This window comes from Subsaximicrobium wynnwilliamsii (assembly GCF_007997225.1).
Lineage (GTDB): Bacteria > Bacteroidota > Bacteroidia > Flavobacteriales > Flavobacteriaceae > Psychroserpens > Psychroserpens wynnwilliamsii.
In genome coordinates, this window is sequence record NZ_VORM01000003.1 from 49,940 (window position 1) to 68,930 (window position 18,991).

Genomic DNA, 18,991 nt, shown 5'->3' on the forward strand with positions numbered 1-18,991 from the left:
TGATAAGTAGGCTTAACTTAATTCGATTAGAGTCTGCCCCAATTGATTAATTCGGTGGTGAGATTGGGCAGCGTGACGACTCCTGTGAACATGCCATCGGCAGATCGGAATTCTGGCCATTTGAAAATCTCCCAACCTACTGCTCAGTCATCGGGATCTGATGGCCCGCGCCACTCTGGTTGTGCGATGTTGTTGAAGGTAATGAGGCTTGGTCCGTCCCATTCGTACCTAGAGGTGTCACCATCCCAGTCGAAGGCTACCTCAGCTTCGATACCGACATGCAGATCCGAACCTTGTGTCGGGGCGAGCTTAGTGCCGCGCACCCAGATGTCGTCATTGAAGGTCAGATTCCAATCTTTCTCACTTTCAAAACTCAACTTCACACGCTTGATGAAGGACAAAGGGCGTTGGGGCAGCGTTACCTGGTGGCGTTCAGCGATCTCGACGAGCGGCGGACTTGTTGACGGGTTTCCTAGCTCGCTACCCTCGACGCTGACCTTGACAGACCCCCATGGTGTCTCCTTTGATGTCCCGCCATCGCCTTGCTGTACGAATTCCTCGGTCGTGGTGGTTAATCTCTGGGCCAAATTTCTCGTTAGCGAGAACTTAACATTGCCCAAGGCGGTCTGCTTGAGCTCTTCCTGCTTGGCATCGTCCAAGATAGTACCTCTACTCTGTTCCTTATCAACCAAGCCTTCAACAGTGGAGAAGTAAAGTACACGAAATACCTGGGCGAGACCATCGCGATCCACGTCCGACATAAGGTAGTCGCCTGATGTAGGGTCGATGATCGCGTCGTTGCTCACGCCTGTCTTGTCGTTTTGCGCCGTCCCCACCAGACCGACGATGCTTGCGGCTGAACTCACGACGGTGCCTACAGCCGTGATTGCCTCTGCGAAGGTTAGCGCCTTGATTGCCGCTGCGACTGCTGGCGCCACCGGGACGCGCTGAATCAAGGCGCTGCTGGCCGAATCGACTGCGCTGTTGCGGTAATGGCGCAGCGCAGTATTTAAACGTGAACTACTTGCCATATGACCGATATCGCCGATCATTTGCGAGTTCACATTTGTTTGTTCTACTCCCTTTACCTGCAATGCTTTTGTGCCCATCACATCCGCTTCTCGCTCCAACGCCTCATTATCATTAATCGACACCTCCTTCGTCTGCAACGTGGGTTTTACACGCCCTTGCATCTGCTGCACCACATGCCATCCTTCATGAGGTAGATGCTTTTCCTGCCCCGAACTCAGATAGATTTCCTGTCCTTGAGTATATGCCAACGCATTGATTTTACTCGGCTTGGAAGAGTTCTGATGAACGCGAACACTTGATAAATCCATACCAGAAAGTTGCTCGAGACCTACTTTTAGTGAATCGGGCAGACCAGATATATTTTTAGTTTCATCCTTATCATTTTCGGATATTTCTCCAGCAGTCAATTTAGCCTGAATAGGGTAAGGATTGAAAAATGGTTTTTCCAATTCTTTAGTTTGAGAAAAAAAACCACCCTGCCCTACTTTATTAAAAAAAGGTTGCTGCTTTTTTTGTATGTTTTTATTAGCGACTAAAGGATTTTTTGTTTCGGCGAGTTTCATATTTTAAGGTATTAGCATTCTTTTTTATTTCTTTTTTTTATGGTAATTGAGTAAACATTCGTTCTTCCTTTTTAAATTCGCGTTTAATGGCCTCCATAAATTGTATATGTTCAACCTTTTTACTTTTATGCTCCAAAAAATGCAGGCACACAAAACTGACGGCATTCACTATCTGTGCTCCTGTAAGTTCGTATTCCTTGGCAATTTTTTCAAGAATTTCTGTCTTAGCTTTCAATTGTTTAGGGATGGTTTTTTGCCAAAGCGCGAGGCGATCTTCAAATTCCGGTTTTGGAAATTCGATGATTTGATTCAATCTGCGAATAAAGGCCTCGTCAATGTTTTCTTTAAAGTTACTCGCCAAAAGGATTAAGCCATTAAAATTTTCAGTACGCTGTAATAAATAACTAACTCCTTGATTTGCGTAGCGATCATGCGAATCCTTTGTAGCTGTTCTTTTACCAAAAAGTGCATCAGCTTCGTCAAAAAACAAAATCCAATTCTTGTTTTCAGCTCTTGTAAAAATCCTTTCAAGATTTTTTTCGGTTTCCCCAATATATTTTGAAACAATTTGCGACAGATCTATTCGATAAACCGGCATATTGAATTCTTTACCCAGAAGTGAAGCAGTCAAAGTTTTTCCTGTACCTGACGACCCATGGAACAAAGCGCGATACCCAGGGCTTAAGCGTTTATCCAATCCATATTCGTGACGCAACTTTTTCTCGTGCTTTAACCAAAGTCGGATTTGGTGTATTTGCTCGAAGGTTTCTTTTGAAAGCACTAAATCAACCCACGCCATTTTAGTGGCCACTAACTCGGCAGGGAATTGAGAACCAAAAGCAGGCAAACTCACCTCTCCGAATAATAAAAGATCGATTGTTTCAGCAGGCATTATCAATTGGCCACTCATTTTAGGCACCCCTTCCTGGACATTTTCCAACAGCACAGTTTGTGTACTAAAGAACCAATGGTCTTCACTAAAATATTTCTGAACCAATCCTCTCTTGTTTATATTTTTACCTGCCAAAATGTACTGCACTGTTTCTCCTGTAGGCAAAAACCCTCTATAATTAGTGTGTTTTACGCCACCCCATTGTGGGAATTCGCCACCGTCGGGATGCAGAATTTGGATAATCTCTTCAAAAAAACCAGGCTGAATATGTGGCGCCATAGCAGTTAATAAAACAATGGCTTCTTCGTGTTTGATTTTACGATTGAGCACTTCAGAAAAGGTGTTTGAAAAATCAAATGCTTTTCCTTGTTTGCCGCTAGTGACTTGATGGATGATGTGTTGTTTTAGGTTTTTGAATGGCATGGTAAATAATTTTAGGTTCTTAGGGGGACTTTGATAATTGACATGATCAAATTGTAATTCTTTTCATATACAGAGCTGACAACCTTTCTTTTACTCTTTTTTTAATTTCTCTCCCATAGAAAAAAAAATCTAAGAACTAGATTAGTGTGAAAAATAAAATGCATGAGTGGCTGTATTACTAACATTAATGCATCACATAGCTTGCAGCGCATCATTTTGTTGTTGACTAATACATCCCATTCTTAATAGTTTTCCGACCATACTTTTCGGAACAGCCATTCCTAGTCTTGCTCCTATAAAAATCAATATCCGTCCTAAAAGCGTTCCTATAATTCCTGAATATGCTGAATTTGTTAATCTACTTGTTAACCAGGCTTCTACTCCATAAGAAACTATTGGAGCTGCAATACAGCTCAAGGCAGCCGAAAGAATTAATGAACAATAATCCACAACAAATCGTTCCCCTCTTCTCCATAAATGTAAACCGTATTGTAATGCAAGATCAAAAAGCACCCCTATGATGGCCCCAATAATACATTTTGCAGCTAATGCTCCCAAAGTTATTGTTGAAGCAGGCTCGCGCTGTATCATCTTCCTTTGTACAACACCTTGCTGCACCGTATGCGTCAACTCATGTGCCAGTAAATATTTTCCTCTACTTGAATTTGGCTGATATTCACCTTTGTTGAAGAAAATATCATTGCCAACTGTAAAAGCTCTTGCATTTATTAATTGATTCAAATGATTGGCTTTGTGTCCAGTATGAATATTGACACTCGAAAAATCACTGCCGAAACGGTTTTCCATAGAACTCTTTGTGGAACTATCCATGGACTTGCCTCCACCTTTGGAAGATTGAATTCCACTACTGACTAAATCTGAAGCAACTTGACCGGAAGTATTAGATTTCGTTTGAATCAAAGAAGTAACTTGCTGTGAAAGCGGTTTCATTTGAAGTTCTTCGGCTTCACATGCTGTACATTTGCGTTGTACAAGTGATCCCGTATGTTGAATTTGGGCAGTTTGATTACTTCCATGCACCACTTGTTCGGCAATACGATCGGCTTCTTGCTCATATTTGTCATTAAATGAGCCTATCTTCAGTTTTGGCTGAATGAACACTGATTCTACTGACCGATTCCTTGTTGTATCTTTTATCTGAGTAGTGTACATGATTCTGGTTTTTTAAAATTAATTATTAAATGCTATCTACTCCAATTGCAAGTGAGATGTCGATTCATCCACGGTGTTCTCACCGTATTGATTCCCCATGGTAAATGATTCAATAGCACATCCAGTCCTTGCTTTTCAACGAACAATCCCCAATTGTTTTCATCTTTTTTCAATTTAGCCTTTCGTTGCAAAAAACTTGATTGCAAGCTTTCCGGTGATGTGTTTTTCAAAATTTTCCAATGGGAAATAGTAGCGATGAGCAAATCTCGGCACACTTCTTTTTCTTCAATGGAAAAAGTAATTTTTGTATTGATGGCGTCGGTCATTTTCACACCACACAAAACTTTATTGAACACTAAATCATTTTCAAAAATCTGTTCTTCAAAAGTGACTAGATATTGTGATAACAAAACGGCGCGATTCTGAAGATTTTTGGATTTAAAACTATTTTTATCATCCGTCAAATACCCGAGTTTTTCAAATAACTTCTGTAAAAACGGATGCAAAATTATCAGGCCTGCGTTACTAATATAATATGATTCCTCGTTAGTATCGCTTTCTATTTGCACGTCATCAGCTTTAATCGACATGTTATTTTTGAGAGCCTCTAATTTTTTAAATTTTGTTTTAACCGGGTTGGTTTGGGTGTCTAACCACTTTTGATATTCTTTTTCGGTAACTTCAAAATTGGTTTTTAAAATTTGTGAAAAGTTTTGTTGTATGCCATTTGGCAGGGATTCAGCCCGATAAATAACTTCCAAAAAATCATTTAATTCTGATACAAACAGTTTCTTTGATGGATTTGGCAAAGCATAACGATCGCTTTTTTTATGAACTTGATAAAATATCAATCGTTTTTCTCCCAGAATATTTTCTCTAATACCAACGGGCATCGAAAACACAAACCTCAAAATTGATTGAACATCGGTACAAATTACTTTTAATACCTCTGCTCTATTTTGAGAGTTCCACTCTATTTCCTTTAAAATCTGATCCAATTTTTTTCCATCTTGACTATTTTTAAAATTTCCAGTTTTGAGAAAATCTATAATTAAGCCTATAGAATCAAAAACGATTTCTTTTTCAATAGAATCATCATAATAATTTTTAGAATTTTGCGGCAGGCCTGTATAAGGCTGTTGTCTTAAAAACAAACGAATTTGTGCCAATGCTTTATGTAAAAACTCATTTTTCCATTGCTTCAAATTGTCAATTTCAAATGAGACCGAGATTTTATCAATTTGCCATATTCTTTCGGAAGTATCATATTCCTCTAATATTTTTTCCAATTTCGGATAAAATTGATGCTGCATAAAGTCAACCAGCTCATCTTTCAACTGATTGGATGTTTCAATAGTTGAAGAATTAAATTGGATGGTATTTTTTTTAACGGAGTCCATTAGCAGGCAGATGAAAATGAATTGATGATGTAATACTTAATTTACCTCTCAAATTATCAAAATTATGGTTGATCTCCAGCCATAAAATATTAACATCACTAAAACCGATTTGGAGAATTGATGGAAAATAACCTTTACCATCTGAAATAATCAATGGCACTACAAAAGCCAGTCTTGAAGTGTCTTTGTAAATACCTAATTCTTCAAAAATTAATGCCACTTCATCTGTCACTTTAAAAAAGAAATCTCGCTTTTCTGGATCTATTTTCTTAGAAGTCAAATTAAAGGTCAAATTCCCATGAAGTTTCTTAAAACCTCTGAACGAAAATCCTAGAATTGCATTTTCATCTTCTTCATCTTTCAGACTGTTTTGGGTTACGTCAAAGATGTCCAGATTTGCGCCTCCATCTGCTGGTTCTGGGTTTTCCTCACCATGCTCCAATAATAAATTGAGCACCGTTCTCATTTCTGCTGCAGTGTTATTTCCACTATCGTTAATATCTGCAATTGCTTTTAATACTTCATTTCTCGTCGGCATACTATTTTATTTTTAATGGTTATCTCTATTTGTAAAAAAATCGTTCTCATCGAAGTCTCGATGGTCAAAATCGGCTACTATTGGTTCATTATCAACTTCTTGATTGATTATAATATTGATACTGTCGCCGTTTCCACAACAGATATAAGGCAGATAAAAATCTGCAATAATGACCCTTTGGGGAATTTTATTCTCTGTATTATCAGTCACTTGTATTCTTCCAAGATTTCTATCAAAAAAGTCATTCATTTGATTTTCAATAAATGCTCTTGTTGCAAAAGGTAATTTTGAATTATCTTGGGACATAGCCGCCTTAAATTTCTTACCTAGTTGTCTTTTCTCTTCCAGCCATTTATCATTTTCAGGCTCAGGCTTGCCCTTTCCTTTCAATCTGGCCCGTTTTTTAACTACATTGTTCTTTTCAACTTGCTCTAATTGTTGCTCGTTGAAATCGAATAATTTTTTGTAACTGACTATCCTATCAATAAAAATGTTGTTTTTTTCAGATGGTTTCGGTTTTTTAAAAATATTTGTATCGGCATATATCAGTATAAATGTTCCTCCTTTTGGCACTCCTGCTTCATGATCAATCCCTTGATGTTTTTGTAAAAAATTGGTCAAAAACAATTCTTTCACTGAGTTTCCCCACCTTCTTTGTACCTCTTCATTTATTATAGTGAAAGGGTCTTCTAAAAACAGGTTATTGATTTCATCAAAATGATCGATTAAATCTTCCATAACCGGATGCATATCGTCTTTATTGATAAGCGAAATACATAGCCTGTGCATTATGAACAATTCATTCAAATTTTCAAAAACTTCGTAAAAACCTTCATAGTTTGGAATAAAATCTTTTAAATCATCAACCAATAGGTTTCGGCTTTCTTTTAAAATAGATTCTAAATTGGTTATAGATTGATCGTTCATTACCGGATAATGCTCTTGTATCTTCTTTTTATTTGTTTTTATCCATGTAATTACATACTCCGTAATATTGTAAATCTTTTCTTTGGCAAGATCATAATCCAGTTCCATATCGTCCCAAATTCCACTTTGGTTCGATATATCGATTTCCTGATTTGCATACTCAACAGCATTAAGGGCCACGACTTTAAACGGAAGTCGGTATGTTTCCTGTAGCGCAACAATTTCTGTAATCGCTTCTGCATAATCCTGTCCTATGTGACCTTCAATCCTAAAAAAATCATAGCATTCCAAATCATATAAGAGCGGTTGGTTTACTTGAAGATTTGATGTATTATAAGTATCAGCATGGTACGATAATATATTACGGTGAAGGGCTTTTTGAGTTAAGATGGGCGACCAATACTCGTTAAGAGTTGGTATATTGGTATAATAATATGGGATAGCCCTTTCTGAGTGCAGTTTACAGCCGATATTCGACGGGGTAATGCGTACGACTTGTTGTTGATTGGGTGCTGCCATTACCCAAAAAGAACCCAGTTGATAAATCAATTTTTGTAGTAAGCCCTTTAAAACTTCGTGTTTTTCTTTTTCTTCAGTACTGTTGATTCCTGTATTAATAAAGTGAGTTCTATAATTGTATAAATTGTTATTGTGGTTGATTGAAGCTGTTTCTTTTTCTGCACTTCCCAATAAAACATGAAAAGGAAAATCATTTTGTTTTGGACAACAAATGCTTAACTGGCAGGCATGATAATGGGATATCTCATTGTAAGTTGCAGCCATATCATTAAGCCAGTCCCACACATATTGTATATAAAGGGTGTCATCAAATTTTTGATGCATGGAGTTGATGATAGTGAGTGCATTTTGTAGTTGTGAGAAATTTTCTAAATTGCCGTGGAAAGGCTCAAAATGTTGATGAACTGTTTGAATAGACTCACTTAGTGTTTTTTTTGACTGATTAATTACTGCTTTAAATGCATTAAAAATATGATTACCAGTTATCAAATTTGTTTTGGGAACATTGAATCTTGGTAATTTTAACCGGCTTAGATAGTTAAACGCACAGTTTGAGAGATTGAATTGCAACTTGCTTAACAGTTCTGAATCCACCAACAATACACGCACATTCAATTCCAGCCGTTTGCCTTTGTCGGCACAGTCAATGGTGACACAGTTTTTTTCGTCAATCAATGGGGATTCCAATAAAAGCATCACTATTTTGTTTTGCAAAATAGAGTTGGTTAACGGCTGTCTTTCGTCGTCTTCCGAATCTCGTGATAAAAGCTCAACACACGGACTTAAAGCCGCGTACTCATCTGCCCATTGATATATTGTACCCAAATAGCCATGTTTTGATACATCGGCGGCCAGAAAGTCTTCACTAATGGTTGATTCTTTATATTGCGTATAATCGTTTTCTTCAAAGGGAATCAAAAAACCGAGCGATGTAATTGCAGTACCACAATTAACGTGAATTGTTGTGGCATTTGGTTTACTTATCTCGAGACCGCAAACAATGCCCATACCCTGCAAGTAAACTCTAGACAAACGATCTTGTTCCTCTAAATAGCTAACAAGTTGGTTTAGGTGTTTTTGGCTTAGAACTTGATCGGCTTCAAAAATCGGATAATCTGTTATAGTCTGCGTCATGGTTCATATAATTTAAAGTGTTCCTAAAGTGCTGTTGTTTAATATAATGGGGTTATCTAATTCACTTTCCAAGCAATCATGTAAAGTGCCTTTTTCAAAAATTGTATTGAGTGCCTTCATGGCCTTCATCATATTGGAAAGTTGACTATTGTATCTCGTTTTTTCTTCGTTTGAAAGACTGCTATTGCAGTATTTTCGCCTCATTTCCCTAAACGCATGTAACCAAGGTTGGTACACTTGCTGAAATGCGATCATATCGTCTTTGCCCACCCAACAAATTTTTATTTGGGTGTGTGCGGGCGCTTCTTTTCTTATTAAATTTTCGGCATATTTCCGGAAGTATCTGTTGCCGAAACGCGGTAACCAACCTGGAAAAATTAAAGTTGCCTTAAATGAAAAAGGGTCTTGATTTGCATAAAATAAATCTAAATCGCTTTGCACACATTCATCGTTAAGGCACACAGGAAAAAGGTCGATATCGGTCAAGCCATCAGTAAAGAACGGACGAAGTAATACATGCTCTACACAATAAAAGTTTTCTAAATACCCAGTTATGAATTGAAACAGAGAAGGAATAAACTCTTCAGCTTCTAAAACTGAATCAAAAGTCTCGTCAAATCTTGCAATTCGTACTCCAGCGAAATCAACAAAATAGATATAGGTATTTGTAAATTTGACAGTTTGGTAGTTTCTAATATCATTGAACAATCCAAACACCAAATTCCACTTCTCATCTTGAGTAAAACCGGGAGGGTTCATCAATTTAATCGGTAAATTTTTGGTCTCTGTTTTAATTATCCAGTGGTCTTTTGCAGTGGTATCAACAATATCTTGAAAAGGGATTTGATTTATACCCAATAATGCTGAGATTCTATTTGCAAAACCGGAGCGATTTGGCAGCATCCAAAATGATGACGACGCATCGGGCTCTTGGTCATAATCGACGCCCAAACCTCTGCTATAACTTACATCTGCCACTTTATTTAAAAATCGTTGTTTGTCCTCAACAAGATCTTGAAGTGGCAATTTCAATTCGGAAATGCCTTTTGCATTTTCCTGCATTCTGTACATCATAAAAACATAATCGCCAAATGATTCACCAAATCTGGCCAATAAATGATCTAAAAAACGGTTCCTGCGATCATAAAAATCTTCATTGGTTTCATAATGGGAGCGCTCATTGCCACCATTAATAATGCCTGTTTCAAAACTTGTATCATAGGCCTCTGAATAAAAGAATTCATCTGCAATTCCCGGAATATCTTTAATTAAATTTGTAGCATAGGTTGATGTAAGGGTTGTTGTATTTAAGTATTCCTTTGCCATGTACAACTGTTTAAAGAAATCTGCCAATAATTGATCAAAATGAAGTAGATAGGCCTTTAATTGCTTGGCTTGGGCTTTGCGTAAATTTGTAGATGCTAGGGGTAACTCACCCTCTCCAATTCCGTAAGTGGATGGGAAATCATGTTGAATGCTATAATAGTCGTTTAATTGATAGTGTTTGCCTGCGGGGAATTCGAAATCTTTTTTTGGGTTTTTGAGCTTATAATTATTATTCTCCACTTTGAGGTAAAAAATCCCTCTATCCAACTCATTTTCACCAGCCTGAGAAATGACAAATGGAATACTGTCCCTAAACAATAAGATTTTGGACCATCGCGGTTGAAAAACAGGTCTTACAGCACCACTTAAATGAATACACCAATTTTGGTTGGCTTTCCCTTCTATGGGTTTGCCATTTATATCATAGGCAGTCATCAATAAATTCCTGACCAATTCCACACCTTCAACCCCCATAATTGCTGCAATAATATCTGAAGCATGAATACAGTCTGGTAGCTGTGCTGCATCCACTTCGCTATCAATTAAAAAACCATGATCTAGTGAAGGCCCTTTAAAAATGTCTCTAGGTTTATAATCTAAATCGAGCATCTGTCTAAGGGTGTAAAACCTAATGGGTGGATCGAGCAATCCATCGACGGTTTGATAGATATTGGCGAGAGCTTCTTCAGCATCTGTTCCTGAACTGAGCTGTACATCCATACAAATGCCAATATCCAAATTTGTTATGGTTTCCAAGCAAAGCCAATCCTCGGTAAGATTCCGGTTTTTATTGAGTTTTGCTTTTACCTCACTATAAATAGCATTGACTTTTTTTCTTTTTTCATTGAATTTGGAAACTATGTGGACCAAGTTTTCGATGTCGGAAAAGTGAGTTTCCGTATTTGACACTTCTGAAATATCATAAGGAAAAACATTAAATTGAATGCTCTGTACAGGATCGGCATTATTGACTGTAGTTATACGAACATAAGCAGCTTCTTGTCCTATATCGGTTATGGCGATATTAGCAGGGTTGGAAAAATGCTCTAACCAAGTCACTTTTTCATCTCCCCATGATTCAATTTCAGATTTAATATCAACCTGAATAAAACGGTCGCCATCTGTCCATGAGTATTGAACTGCAACTTCATTCAATTGCCCTAATTCCCTGTCGTCACTCAATTCAACAATTGGTCTTGCCAAACCTTCTAACCGAAGCGGCAGAAGGGTTTCTCCAAATTTGTTAACTGAAGAAAGGCTGAGTTTATCTTCCTTAAAGTTTACATATATGCGAACTTCATTTTTCAAAGCTGTGGGTTCGCCGTTATTATCAACAGAGTGGAAAACAAACCAAGCATTGTTAACCCCTTCAACATCGATAATTAGTTTCCGGTAATCCAGTTCGGTAAGCGGTGCATTCGTCATTATTTCGCTACACGGAAAAAATGTAGCGTTAGAAATTTTGTGGTCTTTGCCCGTTAAGAGATCTTCAATTGAAAAATTTGCTCGATACCCAAGTTCGGTGATGACATAGCAAAGCACCTCTAGAATAGTGATGCCAGGATCGTGCGCATTGAAATCTGTCCACAATTCATTGCCTAGGATTTCAATGTGTTTTTGCCCTTCCGAACGCAAAAAAGTGTAATTTTCTGCATTGGAAAGCTTACGTGCGGTCTCTATGTAGTTTAAATCACTCATGTGCAGCACAGGCTATTAGATTCTTGGATAAGATGTTCACCTGGTAAAAACAATGAATAGTCTGTCAAAGGCACAATTTTATCCATCGCCTTAAAAGTTTTTGATGCTTTTGCGGCATCAGTAAGATCCTCATCGTAATGTTTTGCCTTAAAATCAAAAATATAATCCACAAAGTTTTGACTTTCAATGATCTGAATTAATTTAGATGTATATATTTCATTTTGAAACTGTACATTTTCTTGTGTTTTATAAGCCCATGGACTCAAATAGGCATTGATAATGCCATTCAGACTTTCTTGATAAAGCCGGGTATCGGCATTTATAGCGTCATGATATTTTATTTGAAATGAAAACCGAACATGCTCCAAATTAGGCGGGATGACATCAATTTTTGCGTGTGGTGTGGCATGATTTTGTAAAAACAACTTAATTCTTTTCATCGTATTAAGGTCGACAAGTGGGCGCCAAGCTACGGGCAAATTTTCGTTGGTACTGGCTGCAACTGGCACTATGGTTACATTCCCCGCGCTTGTATTATTAACTCTATCACTTTTTACTTGATAATGCGGCAGACATTTTACACGATGAACCTGAGGAAATTCATCCAATACCAAGGTTTCATAATCCCATTTCGAAATTGCCCTTGTACGATGGCGCAAGCGTTCGCTGGTGCGTTTATAAAAATCGCTATCGGTATCTTTTGCGCGACCGCCAAAACTGCTATACGGCTGTTCAATTTTTTTGATTTGGTTTTTAGGTCTCAACAATTTAGTAATCGTTTTAGATTCTAGATGTTTAGTGAACAAAACACCCGTATTTTCATAATCAGTCAAAACCGCTTTGAAAGCTTGTAAATGGAGTCCAACCAAGTTGCATACAGCTGCCGTTCTTTGTGGAACTGCAATTCTCAACCAAAAGATGCTCTCCGTAAAAATTGTTTGCCCAGAAAACTGAAACTCTTTAGGGACTTTAAAAAATATAATTCCAGATTGCGTAAGACCGTTTGTTTCATCACCAGCGATGTCTTCGTCAAATTCACTCCAAACATTTTGCTGGTCCAAATACCTAAAATTTATTTCTGCTGGTGCTAAGGTTGGATCGGCACTGCCCTCTTCTACTTGAATAAGAAGACTTAAGGGCTGCCCAGCTTTCACATCTTTAATTCCGACGATCAATTCCCCTTCATTTTCAAATTTTGGAAGTAATTCTCTTAGACTTTTCGCTTCATATCCCTTTGGATAAAGATGAAATGTTTGAACTTCATTGTCATTTGAATCGGCAGAATATCTAAAACTAAAATCGGTAATTATCGGTAAATAGGGAAGATTTGTATTGACTTTATCTTTGCCGGCATCAATGAATATTTCTAAATATGAGTTTGTACCGGATTTAGAATCAGAGAAATCGTAATTAATAAATTTGATTCGTGCGATTCCATGGACTGTTTTCTTATTAAAAGCCGGATTTTCATCATACGTAAATTCTCTTTCTTTTATTTCATTGGTATTTGTTATGGGATTGTCTAAATCTATGGTTCCCCATGTTCCTTTATTTAAGAGATTTATCGTTGTGTGTTCAAAAATATTCCATGATAAGTCATCCATCTTAATTTCAAAATTTCCGATAGCATTTTTCTTCTGAAAAAACTCATTGCTGGAAAAGTAAATGGATGATTCTTTACGAGGAATTGGGCCAAATGCCTCGAATTTTTTTGAATGGTCAATTTCACCAAAATCTGAAAAGAGGCTGAATTCTTTATAATTGTTTACTTCAACTTCCAGTATAAAAGCATTGATTGCTTTTTGAATCAATTGCCCATTCTTAGCTATTATTTTTAAAATGGGAAAAGTAGTGTCGATGGTAACCCCATCATGAAAATCAGAATTGAAAGGGATGATTGGAGATATTTCGGCAGGGAGCGTAATTATTACCATGTTATTAACCCCAACGTATTCGTTTACTTCAATCCATTCTTCTTCTGCGGTCAAATAGAAATTGAATTTGTCTTTCAAACTTTGATAATTAAAATTCGTCCAACCATTTTCAAAAGAAAGTTTAATCTTTCTATCCCCACCTTTTAAAAAAAGCAATGGACTTGCCAGTGCAAAACCAATAGTGTGGGAAGCCGTGTGTTTTTCAAATGGCTTCCAAGCTTCTCCTGCTGTAATCAATTCTGTGAAATCATGGAAATAGTATTGGTCAAAATTTGTTTTATTTTCTAAAAAGCCACCAAAAACTTGATCGATTTTTGCATGATTCACAGCTAAATCAGATGTGGCGGCATAATATTTTGCTTTCCCGTCATCTGTTTTACCAGCAAGTAAAACGGCGTTTTTTTCCAATAAAAATGGATCTATGTTTTTATGCGATTGCACTATGCAATGCACAAAATCGGGTTCCGCAGAATTTGCTTCAAGACGCAAAATCTTCTTATAATAAAAATCCAAATGCCGTGTTGTGAATTGGTTTGCTTCCTTCTGCGCTTCAGAAAAAAGCTTTAAAAATGTGAGAAACAATGTATATTGTGGGCTGTGCTTTGGGTAAGAATCGATTTGCTCCTGAAAGCTTGATCCAGATTTTGTTTTCAAATCTAACAACATGCCAAATAAATTCCTGACTTGTTTATTGAATAAATGGTCGTGAAATAATTGAAGTGCATCCGTTGAAAGATCTATTTGATCCATAATATAAACCATCAACTCGTTGACTCGTATATAAAATGATAGGTAATACTCTTTGATGCTTATAGCTTCGGGCAGTTTGACCATTCTAGAATGGTACTCAGTTAACTGGTTCTGGATAGCCTGAAAAAACACTCGCATTTCAGATTTTCTATCTGCTTCATCTGCAATAAAAAGCAATTTTCTAAGCTTCAATTTCAATTCTTGCTGCAGGGCTTTAACGTTTAGGGTAGAGAGTTCGGCAAAGAGCGATGTAGATTCCCAACTGAATAACGCGCTCCAATTGCCATCAATCACATTTTCCGCCCCATAAAAATGGATGTGTTTGGATAGTTGAATTGTGGAAACGATAAGGTCTTGGATGCTCCGCTCGTCAAGCAATACAAAGTCGGTGCTTAACCCTTTCGGAAAACGGGAAGCCTGGGTGGCTCCCGGCTGTCTGTGAATTTCGATTTGTGTATTGCAATTTGCCATAATGATTATTGAACTAAACTACCTTCTTTTATATAAAACGGATAAACAAAATTGCTTCTAGAATTGGTTGTTCTTAATCTATAATGGATTTGGATGTAAAGAATGCCTTCTAATTCTATAGAATTCTTTAAGGATACATTTTCCAAGTCGATTCTGGGCTCATATTTCAAAATTGACTTTTCAATGAGTCTTTTCAATTTCGTCATCATCGTGACCGTCATGTTTTCAAAACTCATCGCTTTAATACCACATCCATAATCTGACCGCAGCACTCGTTCGCCGGGAGAAGTCGTTATCAAAAGCTCCAGGCTTTGTTCAATATCCAATTCACCGCTTACTGTTATTAAAGACTTTTGAGTCTTGTTAAATGTTGGTGGAAAGCTCCATCCTGTTCCTAAAAATTGTTTTTCTTCCATCCTGTTTTATTTAACCACCTATTAACACCGTACCTGCACCAATTACAATGCTTCCGCCATGAGCTGTGCTATCGCCCATTCTTGCAGCAGGTTTACCTCCAATTAATACGGAACCAGAGCCCGCTACAATGACATCCGGCGGACCAGCACAAGTGCATTGGTCGCCCATGCAAGCTGCCGGTAGTCCTTCTATCAGCACCGTAGCGTTGGAACCGGGCAGAATTGGCCCTCCAACGTGCGGAGAACCATTTGGGTTTGCCATTGGACAAACATGCATATCGTTTAATCTTGCTGCTAAAGACATTTTCTTAATTTAATTGTATTAAAGAACCTTGTATTTCCATGATGCCTGATGCTTTGAAAGAGTTTTGAACCCCTTCAATGGTGACGCTCATATTAGCTTTCAAGTTCAGGTCTTTTGCACTTTCTATAGTAATTCCGCTACTATCCATTTGTATTTTATTTCCATTTTGATCTTCGAGGATAATACCGGATTCATCATCACTAATAACTATAATATTGCCACCTGCGGTTTTTGCTTCAATAGATTTTTTTTCATCATCAAATATCAAATGGCTCCCTTCTTTGGTTACAATGCCTTGAATGAAATTGTCATTATTTAAGTCGAAAGGCGCAATATTATTATCACTATACAACTTACCAAGAATTACGGGGCTGTCGGGATTATCACTAAAAAACCCTAAAACAACTTCATCCCCAATATCAGGAACAAACCAACCACCACGGTTTTGTCCGGCTTGTATGGATGACAGACGAGCCCAATAGCCTTCACCCGAATCGTTTATAGAAGTAATTTGAACCTGTACACGATATTGACTTACGGGATCATCCTCCAGATTGGTAACTTTACCAATTTGCAAGCCTGAAATTGAATTCATTTGGCCTAATCTGCTTTCGTTTTTACTTTGAACGAATGCGTTAAATTCAACATAAGATTGACTATTCTCCAGCCCAAAAGCATATTCGGTTTTCCAACCATTTTCATCAATGCTGTGATGTTCTGAAGTTATCAATAGCGATTGTTCCTCAAAATCATTACCAGATTCTATAAAAGACATATATTCTCCATAATTCGCCTGTAAATTGCCAAAAGTTTTCACGCGACCAGAAAAGGTAGACAGTCTATTTTTTGCCGCTCTGCCTCTTGCGATTTTATTAATGGTTTCTGGTGTTAAATAAGTCTGCCCCAAATCGTTGACTTCAATACCCTCAGAACCTTCAACTTCTGTGTCCACCTCTTCTCTTTTGTTTTCCTGATCGCTGATATCCCAATATTCAATCATTACTGAGGCTACTGTTGAGGAGCGACGGTATTCTAAATCAAAAATATTAACGCCAAACTGCAGTTCTGTTGTCACTTCTCCCAGGTCTGTACTTAAAATTGCAGAAAACACACCCTTTTTAATGGTTGTTAAATATCCCAACGTATCTAAATAACTGATGATGAAATCCCAAGGTGAGAGATTATCAACTAGGCTAATTTGCTCATCCCCCAACGATGCTATTTCTAGGGTATTTGAAATGGAATGGTGACTCAACAGACGGTCAAATCTGTCTTGAAACGTTTCATTTGGAATTATTTCTTGAACCGTTAAGAGCCTAGAAACAATATCCTTACACTCTAGTTGTACCCGAAAACCACTGGCACTCATTTTTTTTTTAATTTCTTCAATGAGGCCTTTGAATAGGGTTTTCATTTCCCCATCTTCCCGAATTTTAATTTCTATTTCATCGCTAATGGCAAATGCAAGCGCTTTAGCCTTAGCGTTGTTTTGAAAATGATTGCCAGCTACAAGGTTTATTTTTGCGTAAGGGATTCTATTTACCTCATATTCAACTGTCAATGATTCAATTGATGTATGTAGATTATCATTTTGGCCATTAATAAACAGCTCTAAATCAATCGTTTCGTAAAGAGGGATTATTGGCATAATTTTATTTTAAAGGTGGAAAATGGATGTGTTCTCCTACACGAACATTTCGAAAACTAAGCAAGCCGTTTGACCGCGCCGCATCGATATAATAATTGTTGTTTTCATATACCTTTTCGGCCAACAATGGAAAACGATCTTGGAGTTTAAAAGTAAACTCATGAGTAACGTCAGGCGAAGCATCGTTTCTTTGGTTCAAAATTTCATTAAAAGATGTACTTTGAATAAACTCACAGGTAACTGTGGCTCGAATGGGCTGCCCATCGTTCCGAAAAAGGCTGTAATTGATTTGCATATTAGACACCCTACATTCAAAAAGCAACTTTCCCCAAAGGAGTCTTAAGTATCTAGGTTCGTGCGCATCACCATGATAATGCACCAAAGCCTCTTGGAATTTTGTTAATTTTTCATGAATACTATCAGGTGTATCAAACGGGTTTGTAACTGCTGGTTTTAAAGCTTCAATGACGGCATCACCAACAGGAAAATTATCTGCTTGCCCTTCCTCTATTCTAGCTGGTGGCAAAACTCCAGACGAATCAAATATAAAATCAAAAGAAAGTCTTTTTTGTCCCACCCATTTGAAAGTGGTTATTGTATTGGACCCTCCAATAACATCATCTTCATAATATTCAATGTTTTTGGTTTCTGAATAGCTTTCAGGATTTATTTGAACAAAGATTGTTTTTAATATTTCACGCTCACTGTACTTACTGGAAGGAAATACCTCTATGCGCATTTTATCAATAATACCCAAAATTCCTTTGATCATCGTCTTTGTTTTTGTTTCAATTCTTCTAAAACTTTACGTTTGCATTCACTGATAATATCAGATTTCATTTTTTTTAAAGCCCCGCTCAATAGCTCCTTATTATCGTGCTTATTGAGTGGCTCATGAACTATAATTTTGATATCTAATTCCTTAATTTCTATAGGCATAATTACTGGGTTTAAGGGATTGGAATTTCATTAAAAAACTGATAGTCGAGTGTTAAGGTTTCAAAAACGATAGTACTTGCTTCCGCATTAAAATCAGAAATTGAAAACGCTTTCGGAATTGCTTTTATAACATACCATGCTTTAACAGGGTTGTGTTCTTCATTGAGTAACATCACAAGCAGGTTTGCTGGAACAAACACAAAACTTTGCAAGGCGTTGTTTACCCACAAACGCAGGCCTGAAAAATCGTTAGTAACCCCTCTTTTTAAAACCAAATCGTCAAAATCATTCCCCTTTGGCAGTGCTATTTTAAACCTGTTTTGTCCACCCTCCGAAATACTTTCCATTTCCATAGTAGAGGTTAGCCCGCTTACGCTTTGAAATTTTGTATCAATACTAAACTGAGGCAACAGCTCAAAAACTACAGAAAAGTGGAATCCGGAAAATGGCATTGCGCTGGCCATGGCTTATGCGTATTTAACTGTGAAACCATGATTTGCAAGCACCATAGTATCAATTGCGTTACCATTTTCTTCAGCATTTAAACTAGAAAATTCAATGGAAGTAATGAAGCACTCTTTTACATTCCAGACCAGAGTTGGCTCGTGCTCTTCATTCAATAATGAAATCACTATATCTCTTTTTTCTACGGTATTTAATGCAACGGTGTTGTACCATTTATAGAATTCGTCGTCATTTAAGAAAACGCCTCTTTTCAGGGATATATCACTCAGAGTATGCATTCCAGGCATCTTCCGTTTGAAATATTCTGGGCTTGAACCTTCTCTGTATTCCAATATTTCGAGTTCTTTTTTAAGACCCGATACTTCTTGAAAGCCAATACTTGTGCCGCCCCAATCCACTCTAAAATGAAAATTTGGTAATGGAAAATCTTTCATAACTA

The 18,991-nt window shown here is 37.4% G+C and carries 15 protein-coding genes; all 15 read right to left on the bottom strand.

Going from position 1 to position 18,991, the window contains the following annotated elements; translation table 11 throughout:
• Nucleotides 1–143: 143 nt before the first annotated feature.
• The 15 genes from ESY88_RS03115 to ESY88_RS03180 all read right to left on the bottom strand — a co-directional run bounded on the left by ESY88_RS03115 (nucleotide 144) and on the right by ESY88_RS03180 (nucleotide 18,986).
• Nucleotides 144–1,595, bottom strand: coding sequence for an eCIS core domain-containing protein (locus ESY88_RS03115; protein ID WP_147084564.1), 1,452 nt, complete (start codon nucleotides 1,593–1,595; stop codon nucleotides 144–146).
• A 37-nt stretch (nucleotides 1,596–1,632) separates the two neighbouring features.
• Nucleotides 1,633–2,910 (bottom strand): ATP-binding protein, encoded by a 1,278-nt coding sequence (locus ESY88_RS03120; RefSeq protein WP_147084565.1) that lies wholly within the window; start codon nucleotides 2,908–2,910, stop codon nucleotides 1,633–1,635.
• A 192-nt stretch (nucleotides 2,911–3,102) separates the two neighbouring features.
• Complete coding sequence (locus ESY88_RS03125; protein WP_147084566.1) at nucleotides 3,103–4,083, bottom strand: eCIS core domain-containing protein; 981 nt, start codon at nucleotides 4,081–4,083, stop codon at nucleotides 3,103–3,105.
• A gap of 32 nt (nucleotides 4,084–4,115) precedes the next feature.
• Nucleotides 4,116–5,483 (bottom strand): contractile injection system tape measure protein, encoded by a 1,368-nt coding sequence (locus tag ESY88_RS03130; RefSeq protein ID WP_223270701.1) that lies wholly within the window; start codon nucleotides 5,481–5,483, stop codon nucleotides 4,116–4,118.
• Nucleotides 5,470–6,021, bottom strand: a complete 552-nt coding sequence (locus ESY88_RS03135) for a hypothetical protein (RefSeq protein ID WP_147084568.1) — start codon at nucleotides 6,019–6,021, stop codon at nucleotides 5,470–5,472. The genes ESY88_RS03130 and ESY88_RS03135 overlap by 14 nt, the downstream gene beginning before the upstream one ends.
• A gap of 12 nt (nucleotides 6,022–6,033) precedes the next feature.
• Nucleotides 6,034–8,601 carry a hypothetical protein gene (locus tag ESY88_RS03140; protein ID WP_147084569.1) on the bottom strand — a complete coding sequence of 856 codons (2,568 nt, stop codon included), beginning with the start codon at nucleotides 8,599–8,601 and terminating at the stop codon, nucleotides 6,034–6,036.
• Nucleotides 8,602–8,613: 12 nt separating this feature from the next.
• Entirely contained in the window at nucleotides 8,614–11,625 is a 3,012-nt protein-coding gene (locus ESY88_RS03145; protein ID WP_147084570.1) for a hypothetical protein, read from the bottom strand.
• Entirely contained in the window at nucleotides 11,622–14,072 is a 2,451-nt protein-coding gene (locus tag ESY88_RS03150) for a baseplate J/gp47 family protein (RefSeq protein ID WP_189702504.1), read from the bottom strand. The genes ESY88_RS03145 and ESY88_RS03150 overlap by 4 nt, the downstream gene beginning before the upstream one ends.
• A gap of 713 nt (nucleotides 14,073–14,785) precedes the next feature.
• A complete protein-coding gene (locus tag ESY88_RS03155) occupies nucleotides 14,786–15,196 on the bottom strand; it encodes a GPW/gp25 family protein (RefSeq protein ID WP_147084572.1) in 411 nt (136 codons plus the stop codon).
• A 10-nt stretch (nucleotides 15,197–15,206) separates the two neighbouring features.
• Nucleotides 15,207–15,500 carry a PAAR domain-containing protein gene (locus ESY88_RS03160; RefSeq protein ID WP_147084573.1) on the bottom strand — a complete coding sequence of 98 codons (294 nt, stop codon included), beginning with the start codon at nucleotides 15,498–15,500 and terminating at the stop codon, nucleotides 15,207–15,209.
• 4 nt (nucleotides 15,501–15,504) lie between these two features.
• A complete protein-coding gene (locus ESY88_RS03165; RefSeq protein ID WP_147084574.1) occupies nucleotides 15,505–17,148 on the bottom strand; it encodes a phage baseplate assembly protein V in 1,644 nt (547 codons plus the stop codon).
• A 4-nt stretch (nucleotides 17,149–17,152) separates the two neighbouring features.
• Entirely contained in the window at nucleotides 17,153–17,920 is a 768-nt protein-coding gene (locus ESY88_RS03170; protein ID WP_147084575.1) for a CIS tube protein, read from the bottom strand.
• Entirely contained in the window at nucleotides 17,917–18,087 is a 171-nt protein-coding gene (locus ESY88_RS20845; protein WP_189702505.1) for a DUF5908 family protein, read from the bottom strand. Before ESY88_RS20845 ends, ESY88_RS03170 begins: the two co-directional genes overlap by 4 nt.
• Nucleotides 18,088–18,098: 11 nt before the next feature.
• Nucleotides 18,099–18,551 carry a phage tail protein gene (locus tag ESY88_RS03175; protein WP_147084576.1) on the bottom strand — a complete coding sequence of 151 codons (453 nt, stop codon included), beginning with the start codon at nucleotides 18,549–18,551 and terminating at the stop codon, nucleotides 18,099–18,101.
• 3 nt (nucleotides 18,552–18,554) lie between these two features.
• Entirely contained in the window at nucleotides 18,555–18,986 is a 432-nt protein-coding gene (locus tag ESY88_RS03180; RefSeq protein WP_147084577.1) for a phage tail protein, read from the bottom strand.
• Between the last annotated feature and the right edge of the window lie 5 nt (nucleotides 18,987–18,991).